Source organism: Microbacterium sp. R86528 (assembly GCF_044596335.1).
In the GTDB taxonomy this organism is placed as follows: domain Bacteria; phylum Actinomycetota; class Actinomycetes; order Actinomycetales; family Microbacteriaceae; genus Microbacterium; species Microbacterium marmarense.
In genome coordinates this window covers 880,683-902,974 of the sequence record NZ_CP138996.1, presented here as the reverse complement: position 1 = coordinate 902,974, position 22,292 = coordinate 880,683, and the positions used below count along the sequence as shown (strand labels likewise).

Genomic DNA, 22,292 nt, shown 5'->3' with positions numbered 1-22,292 from the left:
CACGCACGTGCTCCCGTAGGCTGGACATGTGAGTGACAACAAGGGTGACGGTACAAACGAGGGCGCACTTTGGGGCGCCCGTTTCGCGACGGGACCGTCGCCTGAACTGGCCGAGCTGAGTCGTTCGACGCACTTCGACTGGGATCTAGCGCTCTACGACATTGCGGGTTCTCACGCCCACGCCAAGGCGCTGGCTTCGGCAGGCTACTTGAGCGAAGACGAAGAACGCACGATGCACGACGGCCTCGACACTCTCGCCGCCGGCATCACTGACGGCTCACTGTTGCCGACCCCCGCCGATGAAGACGTGCACGGGGCGCTGGAGCAAGCGCTCATCAGCGTTGTCGGTGCAGATGTCGGCGGAAAGCTTCGTGCAGGCCGCAGCCGGAACGATCAGATCGCAACCTTGGTGCGGTTGTACTTGATTGACCATTCACGCACGATAGCGCGGGAAATTTTGCGCGTCATAGACGCACTTGTCGCTCAGGCGGAGGCGCACCCCGAGGCGATCATGCCCGGCCGCACTCATCTGCAGCACGCGCAGCCAGTGCTTCTGGCTCATCACCTACAAGCCCATGCGTGGCCTCTCGTGCGCAACCTTGAGCGGCTTGTCGACTGGTCAGTGCGCGCCAGCGTGTCACCGTATGGCGGTGGCGCGCTCGCCGGATCGACGCTGGGACTTGACCCGCAACTCGTCGCATCCGAACTAGGACTTGCCCGGCCCTCTGAGAATTCTCTCGACGGCACGGCGGCGCGCGATGTGGTGGCTGAGTTTGCCTTCGTCACGGCCATGATTGGAATCGACCTGTCGCGATTCTCGGAAGAGATCATTCTGTGGAACACGCGTGAGTTCGACTTTGTCACGCTCGACGACGGCTACTCCACCGGCTCAAGCATCATGCCGCAGAAGAAGAACCCAGACATCGCCGAGTTGGCGCGAGGAAAGGCGGGTCGACTGATCGGAAACCTCACCGGTCTGCTCGCGACGCTCAAAGCGCTGCCGCTCGCCTACAACCGTGATCTGCAAGAAGACAAAGAGCCGGTCTTCGATTCGGTTCGCACGCTTGAAACGGTGCTGCCCGCCTTTGCAGGGATGGTGGCCACGCTCCGCTTCAACACCGCACGCATGGCTGAACTGGCGCCGCAAGGATTCTCCCTCGCGACAGACGTGGCCGAGTGGCTTGTGAAGCAGGGGGTTCCCTTCCGCGATGCGCATGAGATCTCGGGCCACCTCGTTCGCGTCTGCGAAGAGAACAACATCGAACTCCACGAGGTCACCGATGAGCAGCTTGCCGGAGTTTCGTCGCACTTGACCCCCGCGGTGCGTGGAGTGCTCACCATCGAAGGATCGGTCGCAAGTCGAACGGGTGTCGGTGGCACTGCGCCGGTGCGGGTTGCCGAACAGCGCTACGAGCTCGTTCAGCGGGCACAACGGGCAGCTCACTCTCTCGGCTTATAACCTGCTCAAATAAGAATGTGACTTATATTCTGGCAATATAAGGGGTATGATCGCGATATGAGCGTCGCAGTGATCGCAGACATCGTGGGCTCGCGGCGCCTTGTCGATCGGGAGGCTGCACAACGTGCGCTCGAAGAAACGATCGCGCAAGTAGAGCAGGACTATCCGGTTGCCACGCAGCCCCTGCGGCCCACAGTGGGCGATGAGCTGCAAGCGCTGTTCCCCACGGTCGAAAAGGCGCTCAGCAGCATCCTGCTGCTGCAGCTCGCTCTTCCAAGCATGATCCAGTGTCGTTTCGGAATCGGTATTGGCGAAGTCGGAACCGTCGCGTCCACGAACGGAAAACTCGCTGATGGTCCTGGCTGGTGGGCAGCGCGTGAGGCCATCGACAAGGTGCACGCGCTCGAACAGCGCACCGCGCCGACGGCCCGGGCATGGATTGTCGCAGCTCAGGGGCACCATGAAAGCGTGCACTCTTCGACCGCAATGGCAAACGCCTATCTGCTCAGCCGCGACGAAATCGTCTCGTCAATGAGTGAGCGCGCACGTCGGTTGACCTATGGCCGATGCATCAAGTCAACGCAAAGCGAGCTTGCCCGAGCTGAAGGCATTTCGCAGCCCGCCGTATCGCAAGCGCTCACGGCAGCAGGTGCCGCCGCAGTAGTTGAGGGCTTTTTTGTGCTGTCTGGATCAGTGTCGTGATCGTCGCTTCGCTCTCGTTGATTGCGGTGGGCGCCGCGGACTTGGTGCGGCAGTTCTTTCCAGCCCAAAGGCGCTGGATCGGCTATGCGATGCTCGCGCTGTTGACGATCGTTCTCGGTGCCGGCGTGGAGGGCGGAGTAGCGGCCTTTGTCGCGATCTCGGTCGCCGCGCTGTGGCCGTTGACGATGCCCGCCGATGGCACCGGTCGAGGCGGCTTCTGGCCCGTTGCCGCACTCGCCGTGCTGTGCTCAATCGCAATCGCGGCGTTCGCACCTCGGATCGGTGCCGGCTACTTCGCGGATCTTTTCATATCGAGCGGCGCATTCGAAGGCGTCGGCGTAGACCTCGCGTTGCTTGTCGTCGGAGTCGTGGTGTTCTTGCTCGAATCGAGCAACGTCATCGTACGTACCGCGCTGCGCAGCGAGGATGCCCCGCCCCGCGAAGCAGCCCAGTCCGTAGCGACCGCAGCCGCAGCGCCGACTTTGAAAGGCGGACGACTCATCGGTCCGCTCGAGCGGATACTGGTGTTCGCCCTGACGCTGGCCGGCGCCTACACCCTGCTGGCCGCGGTGCTCGCGGCGAAGGGAATCGTAAGGTTTCCTGAAATCTCCCGCGACACCGATACCGGCGGCCGCGCCGAGTACTTTCTCGTGGGCAGCCTCGTCAGCTGGGTCATCGCACTTGCGTGCGCCGCGCTGGTGTGGTGGGCGAGCGGTATCACCCCCGTCTAGTGGCGGCGGATGCAGCATCCACTCGCTGATAACCTGGCAGGCGTGTCAAATGCCCCACTGAGCACGACCGTGCCCGCCAATGATTCATCATTCGACAACGTCTGGGATGAGATCGTATGGCGTGGTCTCGTGCACGTCTCCACCGACCAAGAGGCGTTGCGCACGCTGCTAGCTGGGGATCCGATCACGTATTACTGCGGGTTCGACCCGACGGCGCCGAGCCTGCACCTGGGAAACCTCGTGCAGCTGTTGCTGTTGCGTCGGCTGCAACTTGCCGGCCACAAGCCGCTCGGCCTCGTTGGCGGATCGACCGGCCTCGTCGGCGACCCGCGGCCGTCGGCAGAGCGGACCCTCAACACGCCCGAGACAGTGGCGAAATGGGTCGGTGACCTGCGCGCACAGGTAGAACGCTTTCTCAGCTTCGATGGCGACAACGCTGCCCGCATGGTCAACAACCTTGACTGGACCGCACCACTGAGCGCCATCGATTTCTTGCGTGAAATCGGCAAGCACTACCGGGTTGGCACGATGCTTAAAAAAGACGCCGTTGCCGCTCGCCTCAACTCGGAAGCAGGCATCAGCTACACCGAGTTCAGCTATCAGATTCTGCAGGGCCTCGACTTTCTCGAGCTCTACCGTCAGTACGACTGCGTGATGCAGACCGGCGGAAGCGACCAGTGGGGCAACCTGACCAGCGGCACGGATCTCATCCATCGAGTCGAAGGCGCCTCTGCGCACGCCATCGGGACCCCGCTGATCACTAACAGCGATGGCACAAAGTTCGGCAAGAGCGAGGGCAACGCCATCTGGCTGGATGCTGAAATGTGCAGTCCGTACCGCATGTACCAGTTCTGGCTGAACACCGATGACGCCGATGTGATCTCGAGGCTGAAGGTCTTCACCTTTCTCACGCGAGCTCAAATCGAAGAGTACGAACAGCTCGTCGAGAACGAGCCATTCCGTCGCGCCGCGCAAAAGCGACTGGCGCTCGAGGTGACGGCCTTCGTGCACGGGCCGGAAGCAACTTCGGCGGCCATTGCAGCATCCGACGCGCTCTTCGGTCAAGGTGATCTCGCGGCTCTCGATGCGGCAACGTTGCAGACAGCACTTGAAGAACTGCCCAACGCGACGATTCCCGTTGATACCGGCATTCTGCAGGCCCTCGTCGATACGGGTCTCGTTGCGAGCATCTCAGAAGGGCGACGCGCAGTCGCTCAGGGCGGTGTTTCGCTCGACGGGGTAAAAGTCGCCGATGAGTCGACTGTTGTCACGGGTTCGCTGCCCGGGGGAGTCTCGGTGCTGCGTCGCGGCAAGAAGACGCTCGCTGGCGTGTTCATTGAGCGATGACTGTGGACACTGACCTCTAGCCATGCCGTTTACGCCGAGTCACGCGGTGGTCGCGTTGCCCTTCGTGCGCACGCCTCTCGTGCCCGCGGCTATCGCCATCGGCGCGATGACGCCAGATCTGCCGTTGTTCGTGCGGGGGTTCCCGCTGCATTACGGCAGAACTCACGATCTCGTGTGGCTGCCGGCCACTATGTTGCTGGCGCTCGCCTTGCTGCTGGTCTGGCGCTGCGCGCTGCGCCCCGCGGCACGCGAACTGTCACCCCGTTGGCTGGCAGTGAGGCTTCCCGCACAGTGGGACGCCGGCGCTTTGGCGGCTCTACGCGAGACGTTCTTTGTGACCGTGCGCGACGGTCGGCGTCGCACGTCTGGCGTTGGCATGCTGATGCTCGCCGTGTCGTTGGGCCTCGGCGTGCTGTCGCACGTTGTGTGGGATCTCTTCACACACGAAGGTCGCAGCGGTGTGAACGCCATTCCCGCTCTTGACGAGCAGTGGGGGCCGCTTCTCGGCTACAAGTGGTTGCAGCACGGATCGAGCTTGGTTGGCCTGATCGTCATTGCGATTTGGATGCTGCTCTGGTTGCGCCGCGCCGACGTGTCATCCGCACCTGCGCTGATGGCTCCCTGGATGCGTTGGGCATGGTGGCTTTCGCTACCTGCTGTGATGCTCGTCGCGTGGCTTGGCGGGCTGCAGCTGTGGGGACCACTCACGGCGGAATTCACCGTGGCGCATCTTGCCTACCAGGTTCTGCCTCCCGCATGTGCAATCTGGGGGATGGGCACGCTTGTGCTCGCGGTCTTGGTTCAGGTGTGGCGCCGAACCCAAGCGCGCCGATCGAGGGCAGTGCCTTGAGTTCCGCGACTTTCCGCGGAAAGTAAGCGCGACACGCCCGGGGGGTTGCTGTGATTTGCCGGATGCAGAATCCCCGCGTAAGTTATTACTTGTTCGCCCCACAGGGAAGAGCAGAGGCCGAGAGCCTCAGCCCCCTCAAGCGGAGAACAAACCTCCTTCCTTCTACTCTTTCACTTCGGTGTTTTTGTGTCTAGGATGGTGGTCTTCCCTTCGTGGACCGCGGTCGTTGATTGCTGCTGAGTTTTGCTCGGCGAGTCGATTTGACAGACGGAACGTCGGGGATAAGATAGTGAAGTTGCCCTTCTGGCGAGGCTGTGAAGCTGAGTGGGAGGTGCGTCCGATCCTTGAGAACTCAACAGCGTGCACTTGTCAAATGCCAAATAACCTCTACTCAACTTCGGTTGGGTGAGATTCCTTTGGATCAAAGTCCAATCCTTCTTCCGGAGGGGTTGGCGTATGGATTGTCAGTATTGACATCCTTTTGGTCAGTTCAAACTCGCTGCTTTCAGCCTATTCCGGTTGTTGGTAGCAAATTTCTTTTACGGAGAGTTTGATCCTGGCTCAGGATGAACGCTGGCGGCGTGCTTAACACATGCAAGTCGAACGGTGAAGCCCAGCTTGCTGGGTGGATCAGTGGCGAACGGGTGAGTAACACGTGAGCAATCTGCCCCTGACTCTGGGATAAGCGCTGGAAACGGCGTCTAATACCGGATATGAGCTACGGCCGCATGGTCGGTAGTTGGAAAGAATTTCGGTCAGGGATGAGCTCGCGGCCTATCAGCTTGTTGGTGAGGTAATGGCTCACCAAGGCGTCGACGGGTAGCCGGCCTGAGAGGGTGACCGGCCACACTGGGACTGAGACACGGCCCAGACTCCTACGGGAGGCAGCAGTGGGGAATATTGCACAATGGGCGCAAGCCTGATGCAGCAACGCCGCGTGAGGGATGACGGCCTTCGGGTTGTAAACCTCTTTTAGCGAGGAAGAAGCGAAAGTGACGGTACTCGCAGAAAAAGCGCCGGCTAACTACGTGCCAGCAGCCGCGGTAATACGTAGGGCGCAAGCGTTATCCGGAATTATTGGGCGTAAAGAGCTCGTAGGCGGTTTGTCGCGTCTGCTGTGAAAACTGGAGGCTCAACCTCCAGCCTGCAGTGGGTACGGGCAGACTAGAGTGCGGTAGGGGAGATTGGAATTCCTGGTGTAGCGGTGGAATGCGCAGATATCAGGAGGAACACCGATGGCGAAGGCAGATCTCTGGGCCGTAACTGACGCTGAGGAGCGAAAGGATGGGGAGCAAACAGGCTTAGATACCCTGGTAGTCCATCCCGTAAACGTTGGGAACTAGTTGTGGGGTCCATTCCACGGATTCCGTGACGCAGCTAACGCATTAAGTTCCCCGCCTGGGGAGTACGGCCGCAAGGCTAAAACTCAAAGGAATTGACGGGGACCCGCACAAGCGGCGGAGCATGCGGATTAATTCGATGCAACGCGAAGAACCTTACCAAGGCTTGACATATACGAGAACGGGCTAGAGATAGTCAACTCTTTGGACACTCGTAAACAGGTGGTGCATGGTTGTCGTCAGCTCGTGTCGTGAGATGTTGGGTTAAGTCCCGCAACGAGCGCAACCCTCGTTCTATGTTGCCAGCACGTAATGGTGGGAACTCATGGGATACTGCCGGGGTCAACTCGGAGGAAGGTGGGGATGACGTCAAATCATCATGCCCCTTATGTCTTGGGCTTCACGCATGCTACAATGGCCGGTACAAAGGGCTGCAATACCGTAAGGTGGAGCGAATCCCAAAAAGCCGGTCCCAGTTCGGATTGAGGTCTGCAACTCGACCTCATGAAGTCGGAGTCGCTAGTAATCGCAGATCAGCAACGCTGCGGTGAATACGTTCCCGGGTCTTGTACACACCGCCCGTCAAGTCATGAAAGTCGGTAACACCTGAAGCCGGTGGCCCAACCCTTGTGGAGGGAGCCGTCGAAGGTGGGATCGGTAATTAGGACTAAGTCGTAACAAGGTAGCCGTACCGGAAGGTGCGGCTGGATCACCTCCTTTCTAAGGAGCATCTGGCATTCTTCGGGATGTCCAGGCGCCAGATTGAGAACGTATGTTTCTCACTGGTTAGCTCATGGGTGGAACATTAGACAAGATGCCGTTCGGGACTTCCTGAACTTAGTACGCTGCTTGCAGCTGGAACGGTTTTGGTGGAAGCGCCGGCATATGCACGCTGTTGGGTCCTGAGGGACCGGATGAACTTGATGTCTTTGGATGTTGGGTTTTGACGACTCTCTGGACCTTTTGCTGTTGCCGGCTTTGGCTGGTTTCGGTGGAGGGTACCGCCCGTACTTTGAGAACTACACAGTGGACGCGAGCATCTTTGAGATGACACCTTTTGGTGTTGTCTCATGAAAGATGATCTTAAAGATCATTAGTCAATTTCAGATTCCCATGCCTTCGGGTGTGGGGTCGAGTTTTGATTCAACTCATGTGATTTCAAGTCTTTAAGAGCAAACGGTGGATGCCTTGGCATCTGGAGCCGAAGAAGGACGTAGCAATCTGCGATAAGCCTCGGGGAGTGGATAAGCACACTTTGATCCGAGGATTTCCGAATGGGGAAACCCCGCTGGGCAGCGTGCTGACCTGGTGACTCCCGCCTGAATATATAGGGCGGGTAGAGGGAACGTGGGGAAGTGAAACATCTCAGTACCCACAGGAAGAGAAAGCAACCGCGATTCCGTTAGTAGTGGCGAGCGAAACCGGAACAGGCTAAACCGAGTACGTGTGATATCCGGCAGGAGTTGCGTATTCGGGGTTGTGGGACTTTTCTGACTGGTCTGCCGATCAGTCGGCGTTACAAGAAGGTATAGACGAACAGCTTTGAATGGCTGGTCATAGAGGGTGCGAACCCCGTAGTCGAAATGCTTCTCTTGACGCGAAGAGTATCCCAAGTAGCACGGGGCCCGAGAAATCCCGTGTGAATCTGTCAGGACCACCTGATAAGCCTAAATACTCCCAGATGACCGATAGCGGACAAGTACCGTGAGGGAAAGGTGAAAAGTACCCCGGGAGGGGAGTGAAATAGTACCTGAAACCGTTTGCTTACAAACCGTTGGAGCCTCCCTAGTAGGGGTGACAGCGTGCCTTTTGAAGAATGAGCCTGCGAGTTAGCGATATGTGGCGAGGTTAACCCGTTGAGGGGTAGCCGTAGCGAAAGCGAGTCTGAATAGGGCGATTCAGTCGCATGTCCTAGACCCGAAGCGAAGTGATCTATCCATGGCCAGGTTGAAGCGACGGTAAGACGTCGTGGAGGACCGAACCCACTTAGGTTGAAAACTGAGGGGATGAGCTGTGGATAGGGGTGAAAGGCCAATCAAACTTCGTGATAGCTGGTTCTCTCCGAAATGCATTTAGGTGCAGCGTTGCGTGTTTCTTGCCGGAGGTAGAGCTACTGGATGGCCGATGGGCCCTAAAAGGTTACTGACGTCAGCCAAACTCCGAATGCCGGTAAGTGAGAGCGCAGCAGTGAGACTGTGGGGGATAAGCTTCATAGTCGAGAGGGAAACAACCCAGACCACCAACTAAGGTCCCTAAGCGCGTGCTAAGTGGGAAAGGATGTGGAGTTGCTTAGACAACCAGGAGGTTGGCTTAGAAGCAGCCACCCTTGAAAGAGTGCGTAATAGCTCACTGGTCAAGTGATTCCGCGCCGACAATGTAACGGGGCTCAAGCACGCCACCGAAGTTGTGGCATTGATATTTATTGGTAGGCCTTCGTGGTCCAGCCGTATTGATGGGTAGGAGAGCGTCGTGTGGCCAGCGAAGCGGCGGTGTGAACCAGCCGTGGAGGCTACACGAGTGAGAATGCAGGCATGAGTAGCGAAAGACGTGTGAGAAACACGTCCTCCGAAAGACCAAGGGTTCCAGGGTCAAGCTAATCTTCCCTGGGTAAGTCGGGACCTAAGGCGAGGCCGACAGGCGTAGTCGATGGACAACGGGTTGATATTCCCGTACCGGCGAAGAACCGCCCAAACCAATCCAGTAATGCTAAGCATCTGAATCCCCTAGATGGATCCCTTCGGGGTGAAGCGTGGGGCCTAGCGTGCGACCCTATGCTGGGGCGGTTAGCGTATTAACAGGTGTGACGCAGGAAGGTAGCCCAGCCCGGCGATGGTTGTCCGGGTGCAAGTGCGTAGGCCGAGTGGTAGGCAAATCCGCCACTCATTAAGGCTGAGACACGATGCGGATAATAAGTGGGTGATCCTATGCTGCCAAGAAAAGCATCGACGCGAGGTTCTAGCTGCCCGTACCCCAAACCGACTCAGGTGGTCAGGTAGAGAATACTAAGGAGATCGAGAGAATCGTGGTTAAGGAACTCGGCAAAATGCCCCCGTAACTTCGGGAGAAGGGGGGCCTTCGGCGTATAGGGACTTGCTCCCAAAAGCGTTTGGAGGCCGCAGAGACTAGTGGGTAGCGACTGTTTACTAAAAACACAGGTCCGTGCTAAGTCGCAAGACGATGTATACGGACTGACGCCTGCCCGGTGCTGGAAGGTTAAGAGGACCGGTTAGCCGCAAGGCAAAGCTGAGAATTTAAGCCCCAGTAAACGGCGGTGGTAACTATAACCATCCTAAGGTAGCGAAATTCCTTGTCGGGTAAGTTCCGACCTGCACGAATGGCGTAACGACTTCCCAACTGTCTCAACCGCGAACTCGGCGAAATTGCAATACGAGTAAAGATGCTCGTTACGCGCAGCAGGACGGAAAGACCCCGTGACCTTTACTATAGCTTGGTATTGGTGTTCGGTGTGACTTGTGTAGGATAGGTGGGAGACGTTGAAGCAGGGACGCTAGTTCTTGTGGAGTCATTGTTGAAATACCACTCTGGTCATTCTGGATATCTAACTTCGAACCGTAATCCGGTTCAGGGACAGTGCCTGGTGGGTAGTTTAACTGGGGCGGTTGCCTCCCAAAAAGTAACGGAGGCGCCCAAAGGTTCCCTCAACCTGGTTGGTAATCAGGTGTCGAGTGTAAGTGCACAAGGGAGCTTGACTGTGAGACTGACAGGTCGAGCAGGGACGAAAGTCGGGACTAGTGATCCGGCAGTGGCTTGTGGAAGCGCTGTCGCTCAACGGATAAAAGGTACCTCGGGGATAACAGGCTGATCTTGCCCAAGAGTCCATATCGACGGCATGGTTTGGCACCTCGATGTCGGCTCGTCGCATCCTGGGGCTGGAGTAGGTCCCAAGGGTTGGGCTGTTCGCCCATTAAAGCGGTACGCGAGCTGGGTTTAGAACGTCGTGAGACAGTTCGGTCCCTATCCGCTGCGCGCGCAGGAAATTTGAGAGGATCTGACCCTAGTACGAGAGGACCGGGTTGGACGAACCTCTGGTGTGTCAGTTGTTCCGCCAGGAGCACCGCTGATTAGCTACGTTCGGGATGGATAACCGCTGAAAGCATCTAAGCGGGAAGCCGGCCTCAAGATGAGATTTCCATGCCTTCGGGCGAGAGGCTCCCAGCCAGATTACTGGGTTGATAGGCCAGATGTGGAAGCGTGGTAACACGTGTAGCTGACTGGTACTAATAAGCCGATGACTTGATAACACACCGTTTAAGGTGCTGCGTCCACTGAGTGGTTCTCGATGTACGGTCGAGAACCGCATAACAATTGATTGTTATGCTGATTGAAACATCAATAGTGTTTCGGCGGCCATAGCGTGAGGGAAACGCCCGGTTACATTCCGAACCCGGAAGCTAAGCCTCACAGCGCCGATGGTACTGCAGGGGGGACCCTGTGGGAGAGTAGGACACCGCCGGACTTCTTTTAGTGAATTGGCCACCCAATGTTGGGTGGCCTTTTCGCGTTAACAATCGTTGTCCCCCACCCGGGGCTGCGGGAGGATCACGACATGCCCGACAACACCCCCCGAGACAACAACCACGACCACGACCGCGACAAGCAACACAAGTCGCACCCACCCCGCAACGGGCAACGCAAGCCGGATTCGTCCCGTAACGGCGAACGCAGGCCGTACCCGGCCCGCGACGGAGAACGCAAGCCGTACCAGCGTGATGGGGAACGCAAGCCTTACTCGTCCCGCGACGGGGAACGCAAGAGCTACCCGCCCCGTGACGGGGAACGCAAGCGTTACTCGTCCCGCGACGGGGAACGCAAGAGCTACCCGCCCCGCGATGGAGAACGCAAGCCGTACCAGCGTGATGGGGAGCGTAAGTCGTACCCGCCCCGTGACGGGCAGCGTAAGTCGTACCCGCCTCGCGACGGGGAACGTAAGAGCTACCCGCCGCGTGATGGCGAACGTAAGAGCTACCCACCTCGTGACGGGGAGCAGCGTAAGTCGTACCCACCCCGCGACGCGGAGCGCAAGCCGTACCAGCGTGATGGCGAACGCAAGCCGTACCCACCCCGTGACGGGGAACGCAAGCCGTACCAGCGTGATGGGGAACGCAAGTCGTATTCGTCCCGCGATGGGGAACGTAAGAGCTACCCGCCCCGTGATGGGGAACGCAAGCCTTACTCGTCCCGCGATGGGGAACGTAAGAGCTACCCGCCGCGTGAGGGGGGCAATCGTGGGAGCAGGCCCACCCGCGGCGGAGCAGACCGCCCCGACCGCGCCACCCGCGACGAAGAAATCCGCCCCGTCCGCCCCCACCACAACGACCCCGTCATCCCCGACGAGATCACCGCAAACGACCTGCACCCCGCCGCACGCAACGAACTGAAAACCCTCACCAAAGAAAACGCAGACTGGGTCGCCCGACACCTCGCAATGGCCGCGAACCTCATCGACACCGACCCCGAACTCGCCCACCAACACGCCATCAGCGCCGCCCGCCGCGCCGGCCGCATCGGCATCACCCGCGAAACCCTCGCCATCACCGCATACACCCTCGGCGACTACGCCCTCGCACTCCGAGAAATCCGCACCTACCGCCGCATCACCGGCCGCGACGACCTCGCAGCCCTCATGGTCGACTCAGAACGCGGCATCGGACGCCCCGACAAAGCCCTCGAAACCGGCCGCGCCATCAACCGCAACACCCTCCCCACCACCGTCCGCGTCCACCTCGCCATCGCCCTCTCAGGCGCACACCTCGACCAAAACCACCCCGAAAAAGCCCTCCGAGAACTCGACATCCCCGAACTCGACCCCACCACCGCCCACGAATACTCACCCGCCCTATTCACCGCCCGCGCCACCATCCACGAACAACTCGGCCAAACCACCCACACCCAAAAATGGGCCCACCACGCCCAACAAGCCCAACACGCCCTCAACCAACACCACAACACCCACCACCACGAAACCATCGAGATCATGTCGATCGATGACGACGAAGATGAACTTGACGTCGCACCAGATCAAGCCGCGCGCACAGAACGCTCTGCACGTTCAGCCGGCTCGGATGACCTCTCGTCAAGCGAAGTCGCGGTGGACGAAGAAGTTGCAGTGGTTGCTGGTCACGCAGACCACGAGGTAGGTGAAACGGCGCACGAGTCTGCCGGCGAGGCACACGCACAAGAAGCGCAAGATGTTGAGCTGACCGAACCTCTAGCGAACGACGATTCTGCGTCTGACATCGCCCCGGTCTTCACTCCGGATGCGACGCAGGTCTCAGTGGAAGACGAAGTCGCCGAGATCCTGATCGAAGCAGGCATCGACGAAGCCCCCGAATCATCCGGCGACTAGCAGCCGCCAATTCTGCTGCGCTGTCCAAGGAATTGAAACGCCCCGAGTGACATCTGGAGATCAGATGTCACTCGGGGCTTTCTGCGAGAGCAGGTCTCGACGACCTAGTGCTCGTGCGCGCCGGCTGCTCCTGTAACAACAACACCGGTAGGTGCCTGATCGAGTGCTTGTGTCGCAAGCACAGTCGAGTCGTGCGCATCGAAGATCACGAGATGTTCGCCGTGAAAGTCCGCGATGATGACGTTGTCGCCCGCCACGGCAATAGTGGGAAGCTCCATAGCGTGGCCTTCGGGCAAAGCGAACGGATCGATCACTTCGGTGCTCGAGATCACTTCTCCATCTGCGGTCAGCATGCTGAGCACGCCATCTGTGGTGAGCACTGCGACATCACTGCCGAGTCGTGCGACCGTGCCGATGTCTGCACCGACTGAAATGGTCGAGGTAGTTCCGCTCTCGAGATTCAGAGCGAGCAGCTGATCGGTACCCCAGTTGCCGATCATCGGTTCACCTGCGTAGAACGAGCCAACTCGGTTGTCTCCGGCGCCGTCTGGGTACGCGACGGTCGAGGTCGTGTGTTCGTCGGTATCGATGACTGCGACGAAGTCCGTGCAGCCGAACAGCGCAACGCCATCAGTTGTTGCCTCACCATGAAGGCCGGGGCAGACTTCGTCGTAGCGGGCGACTTCGGACCCGTCTATCGCGACCTGAACCACGGTGTCAGGCAGCCCGCCATCGGGCGTTTCGGTGATCAGCAGTTGGTCCTCGAGGGGCACAGCAACCCCGTGATGGGGAGCATTGGTTTCGAATAGATTCGTCTCGAATCCGCCTTCGGAGATCGTCGCTTCCGACAGCGTGGTGATGGAGCCTTCGCCATCGTCGAAGATTGCGACGAGACCGTCATCATTTCCGACCACGTGAACAGGGCTGGTGCCGTCGATGGTCTGTTCGACCAGTGTTGGCTCAACGGTGTAGTAGTGGTCGTGATCGCCATGAGGCTCGGCGTAGGTTCCGGTGTCGAGCAGGGTGGTTTGGCCGCCTTCATAGTCGACAAGGTAAACGTAGCGGCTGCCAGCTCCCGACTCGGCGCGCGAACCCTCAGCGACGTCGAAGGTGCTGAGCAAAGTTAGTTCATCGTCGTCGAACGCGAAGACTTCGACACCGGTGGCGGTAGTGACCGCGATGCGTGTTTGTAGCTGGTCTTGCTCAGTGACCGGCATTTCGTCGATCGGAGTTGCCGTTGCTGATGTGCTTGGGGTAGACGAGCACGCGGCAAGAAGGGGTAGAAGGGAAACGGTAGCGATAACAGGAATCATTCTCAGTTGCACACCAGGAAACGTAGGCTAACTGAGAATGATTGTCAATTAGAACAGACGGGCTCTCGTTGCATCCCGCCGACGCGGAGTGGGTTCCGGCATTGTGGAAGAGTAGAGGAGCACCTCCGTCTTGGGCGGCACAGCGTGCGGAAATACGCACCCGAAAGACAGAGAATCTCGATGGCACTTTTCACTCGACGTACTAGCCGAAACTCGACCCCGCTTGAGGGGGTCGACACCGTTCTCGCGGACCTCGATGGCGTCGTCTACGCGGGAGCGCGAGCGTTGCCGTACGCGGTAGAGAGCCTGAATCGGGCCCGCGATGGGCGCACCCTCGCCTACATCACTAACAACGCCTCGCGCACCGACATTTCGGTAGCGGCGCATCTCAGCGACCTGGGCTTGCAGACGGCCGCAGATGAAGTAGTAACAAGCCCGCAAGCGGCCATGCGCCTGCTCGCTTCGCTGGTGCCTCCGGGCTCCGTGATCCTCGTAGTTGGCGGCGAAGGCCTCGTGAATGAAGTTGAGAAGGCTGGGTTCGTCGTCACACGCAGCGCGGACGATGCGCCCGCTGCCGTCGTGCAGGGCTTTGCGCCCGAGGTTGGCTGGGCGCACCTGGCGGAGGCGGCATTCGCCCTGAAGCTGCCCGAAGCTGAGGGCGGCATTCCTTGGATCGCAACCAACACGGATTGGACGATCCCGCAGGCTCGTGGGATCGCGCCCGGAAACGGCACGCTGGTGTCAGCCGTGCACACCGTGATTGGTCGTCTGGCGACCGTCGCTGGCAAGCCCGAGGTGCCGATCTTCGAAGAGGCGGTGACACGCTTCGGCGCGCAGCATCCACTGTTTCTCGGTGATCGTCTCGACACTGACATCCTCGGCGCCAATCGCGCCGGCATCGCATCAGCGTTGGTGCTGACAGGAATCGATCGGCCCAAGCACCTGCTTGCTGCGCCACAAGGTTCTCAGCCGACCTACATTCTGGGCGATCTGCGAGAGCTCCACGAGCCTTACCCGAGTGTCGACGTCTCTGACGGCGTCGCGACCGTCCGTGGTGCGCGCGTCGCGATTGATGGCGCCGACGTACGCATTCTTTCGGTGGGGGAACGACCCGTCGATCTCGTTCGTGCGGGCACCGCCGCAATCTGGTCGACTGGGCGCGCCATTTTTGGGTTCCGCGTTCCAGAAGAGCTCTATGCGGATTCATTCCACAAGCCGTGACATTGAGCGCCGCTGCGCGCACACGCACGTATTCTGGGGAGCATGGACACCTCACGCGATTCGGTCTCGAGCGATTTGCTATCTGACCTTGAGGTGATCGAGGCGCAACCCCTGCCGTCTCGTTCTGCTGCCTACGACTCACTGCACGATTCGCTCGCCCGCAAGCTCGAGTCAGCCCCCACGACATCCGCGTCCGCGGGCACACCGTGACGGTGCGCCTCGATACGGCGCTTTCGGCTAGGGGGCTTGCGCGTTCGCGCACGCAGGCAGCATCCCTCATCGCTGATGGACGAGTGAGCGTGAACGGGCGAATCGCCGTCAAGGCTTCGGTCACCGTCGACGACGACGACACCATCGATGTCGCCAGCAACGACCACTACGTCAGCCGTGCCGCGCACAAGCTGCTTGCTGGCGTTGACGCCTTTCGAATTGATGCGACAGGCAGACTTGCGCTCGACATGGGTGCCTCTACTGGTGGCTTTACTCAGGTACTGCGCGAGCGTGGCGCGAGCCGGGTGATCGCGGTCGATGTCGGTCACGGGCAGTTGGCTCCCTCGATCGCCGCAGATAGTTCCGTGGTGAGCGTCGAAGGCTACAACGTGCGGTACATGACCCGCGAGAACCTGGCACAGGCAAGCGGCATCGGCGAGCAGCCGTCGCTGATAACGGGCGATCTCTCGTTCATCTCGCTCGGCCTGGTGCTGCCCGCCATCGTGGCGGTGGCAGCGCCTGCGGCTGATGTGGTTCTGCTGGTCAAACCGCAGTTTGAAGTTGGGCGAACGGCGGTCAAAGGCGGTCTCGTAACCAACCCCACGCTTCGGGCAGACGCGGTCGCACGCGTGCTGTGGTCGGCCTGGGACGCAGGACTAGGCACAGCGGGCATCGTGGCATCGCCGATAGCAGGAACCCACGGAAACTCTGAGTACGTCGCCCACCTTGTGCCGGGAGGCGGTAGCAATCCGACAGAATGGTTGGCGACAGTGAACCAACTGACGGGGAGCGCATGAACATCGCGGGATCGCACTCGGAGCGCAACATTCTGGTTGTCGCCCACGCTCAACGAGCCGACACAGTCGATGCCGCCGAACGAGTGGTCAGTGCGCTTCGCGCGGCAGGCGCGACGCCCGTGCTCGCACCTGGCGATGCTGGTCCTCTCGCAGCCGAGCGTGCAGTCTTCGCCTCAATTGCCACGCTGGGTGACGACGTCGATGTCAGAGACCTAGAGTTGGCGATCGTGCTGGGCGGCGACGGCACGATCTTGCGAGCGGCTGAACTCGTGCGCGACGGCACCGCTCCGGTGCTGGGGATCAACATGGGTCACGTGGGTTTTCTTGCCGAAATCGAACGCGATGATATGGACGCCGCCGTGGGGCGAGTGATCGACCTCGACTATGAAGTCGAAGAGCGTCTGGCGTTGCACGTCGAGGTTCGGGATGCTGCTGACGCAGTGATCTACGAGACCTGGGCGCTCAACGAAGCAACGGTCGAAAAAGCCAGCCGCGAGCGCATGCTCGAAGTTGTGATCGGCGTCGATGGTCGCCCGCTTTCTTCTTTCGGATGCGACGGCGTTGTCGTGTCTACCCCTACAGGTTCGACGGCGTACAACTTCTCGGCGGGAGGGCCGGTGATCTGGCCGAGCGTGCAGGCGATCTCGGTCGTGCCGCTGTCAGCGCATGCACTTTTCGCTAAACCGCTCGTCGTGGGACCGGATCACACCGTGTCGATAGATGTGCTCGAGCGAACGGCAGGAGTCGGAATCCTTTGGTGCGATGGTCGTCGTTCCCACGAGTTGCCTCCTGGAGCGCGCGTGGTCGTTTGTCGGTCGGAGCGGCCGGTTCGGCTTGCGCGTCTGCACCCCACGGCGTTCACAGATCGACTCGTGCGGAAGTTTCAGCTCCCGGTGGCAGGTTGGCGTGGTCCCACGATCGCGAGCGGTGACGCACCGTGATCGAGGAGATGCGTCTTCGAGACCTTGGGGTGATCGCCGAAGCGACTCTGCCGATCGGGCCAGGGTTTACCGCGATCACCGGCGAAACCGGTGCCGGAAAGACGATGGTCGTCACGGGCCTCGGCCTGTTGATGGGTCAGCGGGCAGACTTCGGCGCCGTGCGTTCGGGCGCGACGCAGGCGACAGTCGACGGCGTCTGGCTGGTTCCTGGCGAAGGTGCGGTAGTCGAACGTGTGCGCGACGCGGGTGGTGATGTCGATCCCCTGCCCGACGGCACTGCCGAACTGCTACTCGGGCGATCGATTTCGCGCGAAGGGCGCAGTCGCGCCTCGGTTGGAGGTCGTTCGGCCCCCGCGGGCGTGCTGGCGGATCTTGCGGATGAGTTGGTGGTGGTGCACGGTCAGTCCGATCAGCTTCGCCTGCGCTCTGCCGTTGCGCAGCGCGATGCCCTCGACCGCTTTGGCGCAGACCCCTTGGCGCAGGCCTTGGGCGACTACCGCGCCGAGTATGAGGGCTACCGGGCGCTGGCAGGTGAACTCGAGCGGTTAGTCACCGAGCACGACGCGCGTGCATCCGAAGCCGAAAAGCTCCGAGCCGCGATCGCTGAAATCGAGCAGATTGCTCCTGTCGCCGGTGAAGATGCCGAGCTCACTCAGCGCGCTGCGCGTCTCGCGCACGTCGAAGAGCTTCGCGGAGCGGCGATGATCGCTCATGGCGCGCTGTCGAGTGAACCTCATCTTCCCGACGTGACCTCGCTCATCGCAGATGCTCGCCGGGCCCTGGAGCGTGCCGGTGCCACCGACCCGGCGCTTGAAGAGTTTGCCGGCCTTGCCGCTGATATCGGCTACCGCGCCAGCGACCTTGCTGCGGGGCTCGCCGGGTACCTTGCCGATCTCGATGAAGCCGGCCCGCACGAGCTCGCTGCACTCGAAGACCGCCGCGCGCTGCTGGGCGGCCTGATACGCGAGCACGGTTCGCTCGATGCTGCGATCGAACTGCTCGACTCCGGCTCAGCCCGACTTGTCGAGCTTGACGGTGACGACGATCGAATTGCGCGCCTCACCTCAGAAGTAGCCGCGGCTGAGGCAACCCTTGACGCTGCCGCGACCGCGCTTACGGCAGCACGCAAGAGCGCCGCTGTCCGACTCGGTGATGCCGTGACTGAAGAGCTGCGCGCGCTCGCTATGCCCGACGCGCGAGTCGAAGTCGACGTCACGCCGGGCGCCGAGACAGCCGCCGGTCGTGACGATGTCGCGATCCTGCTCGCCCCGCATCCTGGCGCCGATCCGCGTCCGGTGTCCCGCGGCGCATCGGGGGGCGAACTGAGCCGTGTGATGCTTGCCATCGAGGTCGTTATCGCGGGCGTCGATCCGGTTCCGACTTTCGTGTTTGACGAGGTCGACGCAGGTATCGGCGGCGCCGCGGCGATTGAAGTCGGTCGACGGCTCGCGCGCCTGGCCGAAGCATCCCAAGTCATCGCGGTCACCCACCTCGCCCAGGTCGCTGCGTTCGCCGGCAACCATCTCTCGGTGGTAAAAGAAAGCGACGGCTCGGTGACGGCGTCGAGCGTGCGACGACTCGAGGGAACCGAGCGCGAGGCTGAGATGGCGCGACTGCTTTCGGGGCTTTCATCTTCGGATGCTGCTCTTGAACATGCTCGCGAATTACTCGCCCTCGCATCCGCCGGGAATTGATCAGCTAACTCTCCAAGACGTGGGATAGGATAGAAGCCCGTGACGGACTCTTCTGCAGCGGAACCAACGAACGACACCACCAAACACATCTTTGTGACCGGAGGTGTCGTTTCTTCGTTGGGTAAAGGCCTGACGGCAGCAAGCCTCGGCAACCTGCTCACAGCCCGCGGACTGCGGGTGGTGATGCAGAAGCTCGACCCATATCTCAACGTCGATCCGGGAACAATGAACCCGTTCCAGCACGGCGAGGTCTTCGTGACCGACGACGGTGCAGAAACCGATCTCGACATAGGGCACTACGAGCGATTCCTCGACATCGAGTTGAGCCAGGCCGCCAACGTCACCACCGGTCAGATCTACTCGCAGGTGATCGCTAAGGAACGTCGTGGCGAGTACCTCGGCGACACGGTGCAGGTCATTCCTCACATCTCAGATGAGATCAAGCGCCGGATGCGTCTGCAGGCCGACGAGACGCCGAAGCCCGACGTGATCATCACCGAGATCGGCGGCACGGTCGGCGACATCGAGTCGCAGCCCTTCATCGAATCGGCGCGCCAGATTCGCCACGAACTCGGCCGCGGCAACGTCTTCTTCGTTCACGTTTCGCTGGTGCCCTACATGGGAGCATCTGGTGAGCAGAAGACCAAGCCCACCCAGCACTCCGTCGCCATGCTTCGCTCCATCGGCATTCAGCCCGATGCGCTGGTACTTCGCAGCGATCGACCCGTCACAGAGTCGAACAAGCGAAAAATTGCGCTCATGTGCGACGTCGACGAAGATGCGGTCGTCAACGCCGTCGACGTGCCCAGCATCTATGACATTCCCACCATGCTCAACAACCAGGGACTCGACGACTACATCGTTCGCTCACTCGGGCTGACCAAGGCCGGCGAAGTTGACTGGTCGCGCTGGCAGAAGGTTCTTCAAGCCGTCCACAACCCCAAGCATGACGTCACGATCGGGCTCGTCGGCAAGTACATCGACTTGCCAGACGCCTACCTGTCGATCACCGAAGCGCTGAAAGCCGGTGGCTTTGCGCAGGAGACGAAGGTCGCGATCACGTGGATTCCCTCGGATACGTGCGAAACGCCCGAGGGGGCGGCCAAAGCGCTCGGTGCCGTCGACGGCATTATCGTGCCCGGCGGCTTCGGTATTCGTGGCATCGAAGGAAAGCTCGGTGCGCTGAAGTTCGCCCGCGAACAAGGAATCCCGACGCTCGGAATCTGCCTGGGCCTGCAGTGCATGGTCATTGAGTACGCACGCAACAAGGCTGGGCTTGAAGGCGCCTCGTCAAGCGAATTCGATCCCGAAACCGAGTTTCCTGTCATTGCGACGATGGCCGAGCAGGTCGATATTCTTGCCGGCGGAGACCTGGGGGGAACAATGCGCCTGGGACTCTACGACGCGGCGCTGGCTGACGGCTCGCTCGCGGCAGAGTTGTATGGTTCGAACCGTTCGCAAGAGCGGCACCGCCACCGCTACGAGGTCAACAATCGCTTCCGCGATCAGATCGCCGAAGCAGGGATGGTGTTCTCGGGTCTGAACCCCGAACTTGATCTCGTGGAGTACGTGGAACTCCCGCGCGACGTGCACCCGTATTACATCGCCACTCAGGCACACCCTGAGCTGCGTTCGCGCCCGACCGATCCGCACCCGTTGTTTCGTGGACTGATCGGCGCGGCTCTTGACCGTCATCGCTCGAGCGAACTGTTTGACGTTGACAATGGCTGAGCTTCGCGACGATCAGCTTGAGGTCGAGGTCACTCGATCTGAAACGGTTTTCGAAGGCCGAGTGTGGAACATTCGGCGTGACGAGTTCACGTACAACGACGACACGATCGTGCGCGAGTACATGGACCATACCGGTGCTGTCGCGATTCTCGCCCTCGACGAAAACGATCGAGTGCTGTTGATCAAGCAGTACCGCCACCCGGTGCGCGCCAGGGACTGGGAGATTCCCGCAGGCTTGCTTGATATCGACGGCGAGCCCCCGCTCGAGAGCGCGAAGCGCGAGCTAGCCGAAGAAGCAGACCTCGTCGCCGATCGTTGGGATGTGCTCTCGGAGTTCTACACCACACCCGGCGGCAGCGATGAGGCAATTCGCATCTACCTTGCTCGCGATTTGCGACCTGCCGCCGAGACCTTTGCGCGCACCGAAGAAGAGGCAGACATCGAAGTGCGGTGGGTGCCGCTTGACGAGGTTGTCGCCGCAGTTCTTGATCGTCGTGTGCAGAACCCCTCGCTCGTGGTCGGGGCGATGACTGCACACGTCTCGCGGGCAGGCGGATGGACTAGTCTCGGCGCGGCGGATTCCCCTTGGGAGCGCCGCTCGCGCCCGGTGGGAGCGACGACGGCGTGAAGCTTGATCGGGCGGTGGACGCATACCTGCGGCACATCTCGATTGAACGCGGTCTTTCTGAGAATACGGCCGCGGCATATGCCCGAGACCTCGCGGTTTACCTCAACTGGTTGGCAAGCGAAGATATCGACGACTCGAGTGCGGTCACCCCAGAAGTTGTGGCGCGCTTCGCCGCGACGCGTGCCTCGATCGACCCCCCGATTGCAGCATCCAGTCTGGCTCGACTTCAGTCTTCGGTGCGAGGGCTGCACCGCTATCTCGCTCGCGAGGGCATCGAACCGACAGACCCCTCTGACCGGTTGAAGCCGCCGAAGCTGCCCAAGACGCTGCCGAAAGCTCTCACAATCGAGCAGGTGGAGAGTCTGTTGGATGCTGCTGGCCCGGCTCCGTTCACCGACAAAGGGGAAGGCGGCCTCGCGGTAGAACTCACGGCGATCCGAGATCGCGCGCTGCTTGAGATGCTCTACGCCACGGGTGCGCGAGTGTCAGAGATCATCCAGCTTGATGTTGACGATGTTTCGCACGGCGATGTTTTGCGCGTACGCGGCAAAGGCTCAAAGGAACGCATCGTTCCGATCGGCTCGTATGCGCGGGCCGCTGTCGACGCCTACCTCACGCGGGTGCGCCCCGAGCTCTCGCGGCGAGGCCGCGCCACCCCCAAACTGTTTCTCGGCGCTCGAGGTGCGCCCCTTTCTCGGCAGAGCACATGGCTGCTGATTCAGTCTGCAGCTGAGCGAGCGCAGTTGACGGCGCATGTGTCTCCGCACACGCTGCGTCACTCGTTCGCGACCCATCTGCTTCAGGGCGGCGCTGACGTGCGAGTCGTGCAAGAGCTGCTCGGTCATGCCTCGGTCGCGACGACGCAGATCTACACGCACGTGAGTGTAGACGCGCTGCGTGACGTGTACGCCACAGCGCATCCGCGCGCTCGCTGAGCGCGGTGCGCGGGGGATTCGCACCA

General features: G+C 60.6%; 15 protein-coding genes and 3 rRNA genes. 17 read left to right on the top strand and 1 reads right to left on the bottom strand.

The window, feature by feature from the left end; genetic code table 11:
* Nucleotides 1–28: 28 nt before the first annotated feature.
* From argH to SJY18_RS04390, 9 genes are all read left to right on the top strand, one after another.
* Complete coding sequence (gene argH, locus SJY18_RS04430) at nucleotides 29–1,459, top strand: argininosuccinate lyase (protein ID WP_396668531.1); 1,431 nt, start codon at nucleotides 29–31, stop codon at nucleotides 1,457–1,459.
* A gap of 57 nt (nucleotides 1,460–1,516) precedes the next feature.
* Nucleotides 1,517–2,161 (top strand): SatD family protein, encoded by a 645-nt coding sequence (locus tag SJY18_RS04425; RefSeq protein WP_396668530.1) that lies wholly within the window; start codon nucleotides 1,517–1,519, stop codon nucleotides 2,159–2,161.
* Nucleotides 2,158–2,892, top strand: a complete 735-nt coding sequence (locus SJY18_RS04420; RefSeq protein WP_396668529.1) for a hypothetical protein — start codon at nucleotides 2,158–2,160, stop codon at nucleotides 2,890–2,892. Before SJY18_RS04425 ends, SJY18_RS04420 begins: the two co-directional genes overlap by 4 nt.
* Before the next feature lie 42 nt (nucleotides 2,893–2,934).
* The gene (tyrS, locus tag SJY18_RS04415; RefSeq protein ID WP_396668528.1) at nucleotides 2,935–4,239 is read left to right on the top strand and encodes a tyrosine--tRNA ligase; all 1,305 of its coding nucleotides are present in this window, start codon (nucleotides 2,935–2,937) and stop codon (nucleotides 4,237–4,239) included.
* 22 nt (nucleotides 4,240–4,261) lie between these two features.
* Entirely contained in the window at nucleotides 4,262–5,089 is an 828-nt protein-coding gene (locus SJY18_RS04410) for a DUF4184 family protein (protein ID WP_396668527.1), read from the top strand.
* Between the two features lie 538 nt (nucleotides 5,090–5,627).
* Nucleotides 5,628–7,149, top strand: a 16S ribosomal RNA gene (locus SJY18_RS04405).
* Between the two features lie 436 nt (nucleotides 7,150–7,585).
* Nucleotides 7,586–10,691: ribosomal RNA gene (locus SJY18_RS04400) — 23S ribosomal RNA — on the top strand.
* A gap of 98 nt (nucleotides 10,692–10,789) precedes the next feature.
* Nucleotides 10,790–10,906 (top strand): 5S ribosomal RNA (gene rrf, locus SJY18_RS04395).
* Together the 16S, 23S and 5S rRNA genes form the textbook arrangement of a ribosomal RNA operon.
* A 90-nt stretch (nucleotides 10,907–10,996) precedes the next feature.
* Entirely contained in the window at nucleotides 10,997–12,796 is a 1,800-nt protein-coding gene (locus tag SJY18_RS04390) for a primosomal protein (protein WP_396668526.1), read from the top strand.
* A 104-nt stretch (nucleotides 12,797–12,900) separates the two neighbouring features.
* Here the strand turns inward: SJY18_RS04390 and SJY18_RS04385 are convergent, their stop codons facing one another.
* The gene (locus SJY18_RS04385) at nucleotides 12,901–14,013 is read right to left on the bottom strand and encodes a hypothetical protein (RefSeq protein WP_396668525.1); all 1,113 of its coding nucleotides are present in this window, start codon (nucleotides 14,011–14,013) and stop codon (nucleotides 12,901–12,903) included.
* A gap of 276 nt (nucleotides 14,014–14,289) precedes the next feature.
* Between SJY18_RS04385 and SJY18_RS04380 the strand changes: the two genes are divergently transcribed.
* Genes SJY18_RS04380 through xerD form a run of 8 tightly spaced genes read left to right on the top strand, consistent with a single transcriptional unit; the run spans nucleotide 14,290 to nucleotide 22,266 of the window.
* The gene (locus SJY18_RS04380; RefSeq protein WP_396668524.1) at nucleotides 14,290–15,330 is read left to right on the top strand and encodes an HAD-IIA family hydrolase; all 1,041 of its coding nucleotides are present in this window, start codon (nucleotides 14,290–14,292) and stop codon (nucleotides 15,328–15,330) included.
* A 42-nt stretch (nucleotides 15,331–15,372) separates the two neighbouring features.
* The gene (locus tag SJY18_RS04375; protein WP_337337671.1) at nucleotides 15,373–15,540 is read left to right on the top strand and encodes a hypothetical protein; all 168 of its coding nucleotides are present in this window, start codon (nucleotides 15,373–15,375) and stop codon (nucleotides 15,538–15,540) included.
* The gene (locus tag SJY18_RS04370) at nucleotides 15,537–16,337 is read left to right on the top strand and encodes a TlyA family RNA methyltransferase (RefSeq protein ID WP_396668523.1); all 801 of its coding nucleotides are present in this window, start codon (nucleotides 15,537–15,539) and stop codon (nucleotides 16,335–16,337) included. Before SJY18_RS04375 ends, SJY18_RS04370 begins: the two co-directional genes overlap by 4 nt.
* The gene (locus SJY18_RS04365; protein ID WP_396668522.1) at nucleotides 16,334–17,278 is read left to right on the top strand and encodes an NAD kinase; all 945 of its coding nucleotides are present in this window, start codon (nucleotides 16,334–16,336) and stop codon (nucleotides 17,276–17,278) included. The genes SJY18_RS04370 and SJY18_RS04365 overlap by 4 nt, the downstream gene beginning before the upstream one ends.
* Nucleotides 17,275–18,972, top strand: a complete 1,698-nt coding sequence (recN, locus tag SJY18_RS04360; RefSeq protein WP_396668521.1) for a DNA repair protein RecN — start codon at nucleotides 17,275–17,277, stop codon at nucleotides 18,970–18,972. The genes SJY18_RS04365 and recN overlap by 4 nt, the downstream gene beginning before the upstream one ends.
* A 39-nt stretch (nucleotides 18,973–19,011) precedes the next feature.
* Entirely contained in the window at nucleotides 19,012–20,703 is a 1,692-nt protein-coding gene (locus tag SJY18_RS04355; protein WP_396668520.1) for a CTP synthase, read from the top strand.
* Nucleotides 20,696–21,331 (top strand): NUDIX domain-containing protein, encoded by a 636-nt coding sequence (locus SJY18_RS04350; RefSeq protein ID WP_396668519.1) that lies wholly within the window; start codon nucleotides 20,696–20,698, stop codon nucleotides 21,329–21,331. Before SJY18_RS04355 ends, SJY18_RS04350 begins: the two co-directional genes overlap by 8 nt.
* Nucleotides 21,328–22,266 (top strand): site-specific tyrosine recombinase XerD, encoded by a 939-nt coding sequence (gene xerD / locus SJY18_RS04345; protein ID WP_396668518.1) that lies wholly within the window; start codon nucleotides 21,328–21,330, stop codon nucleotides 22,264–22,266. Before SJY18_RS04350 ends, xerD begins: the two co-directional genes overlap by 4 nt.
* The last annotated feature ends 26 nt before the right edge of the window (nucleotides 22,267–22,292 follow it).